Here is a 1,259-nt window from a genome sequence, read left to right on the forward strand (position 1 = left end):
TTCGACCATCTCGGTCACCTGGATGACGTGCTCATCGGTGGGGCCCTGGATGAGGGTGGTGGCGAGCCCGTCGAACATGGCCCAGTCGCCCACGCCCTTCAGGTCGCCCATGAGGAACTGCACCGACCGGTCCAGCGCCAGCCACAGGGCGAGGGAGCGCAGGGCGACGGTCTTGCCCTGGTTCGACAGGCCCGTGATGAGCAGGTGCCGTTGGTAGAGGCTGAGCGCGGCGGCGTCCCCGCGCAGGTCCTGTCCCCAGGGGGCTTTGCCCTTGGTGTAGTCGGCGGTCATCGTCTCGTCGGTGACCAGCGGAGAGGGCCCGATCGGCTCGTCCAACGCCCCCGAATCGGCGATCCACAGCCGCACCGTGCGGGCGGCCTGGGGGATGGTGATGAACACTTCGTGCTCGTGCCGGGTCAGGTTCTCGGCGAGCTTGCGGCGCTTGCCCTGCACCTCGTTCGTCGACACCCCGGACGGCAGCGTCACGTCGACTTCGACGCCGCATCCGGCGATCCGGATCGGGCCCAGCATGGACGCGCCGGCGTCGCCCATCTCCTTGATGGCCCGCGCCAGCGCAGGAACACCGAGGTCGCGCAGGGCCTTGACCACGATGGACGGGGTGATCGGCTCACCCTCCCCGGAGCGGACGTTCGCGGGAAGCGCCCACTGCGGCGCGGCCTGCTGCTTGCGTCCCACCGTCCACAGGGCGAGCAGCGCGAGCAAGGGGCTGATCGTGAGGAGCGGGCCCCACACGACGGTCACGATGGTGATGAGCAGGCTGATCAGCTTGATCACAGCCATCAGCGGCGTGACCACGTCCGCCACGTCCTTCGTCGCAACAGCCAGCACCACCCCCAGGGCGACCAGCGTGCCGATACCCATGCCGGTGCCGACAGCTACGCCTTTGGCGGCGTCGAGGGGGGAGTGAAGGAGGTCCATGCGGCGGCGGTGCCGGGCGGCGCGGAAGCGCTGCCCGCGCTCCTCCCACTCCGCCGCCGCCTCATAGTTCCCGGCTGCCTCAGCCGCGCGGAGCATGCGTTCGTAGCGGGCGGCGGTGCGCCCGTCCCAGGTCCGGCGGGCCACGATCCGGGCCCCGCCGACCACGTACAGGCTGTGCCGGGCCACCGCCCGCGCGGTCGCCTGGGTGCGCTCGTCGGTGGCGACCCGCTTGATCGCGCGCCCGGACCGGACCCACAGCGGCACCGGCGCCGGCGGGGCGGGGTCGGGGACCACGGTCAGCGTGGTGACGGGTGTCGGGT

General features: G+C 71.7%; 1 pseudogene. It reads right to left on the minus strand.

From position 1 onward, the window contains the following. Positions 1-1,259, minus strand: a pseudogene (locus tag GL263_RS26735) (ATP-binding protein); the annotation flags it as partial.

The sequence above is a fragment of the Streptomyces durbertensis genome, from assembly GCF_014156695.1.
Classification (GTDB): Bacteria; Actinomycetota; Actinomycetes; order Streptomycetales; family Streptomycetaceae; genus Streptomyces; species Streptomyces durbertensis.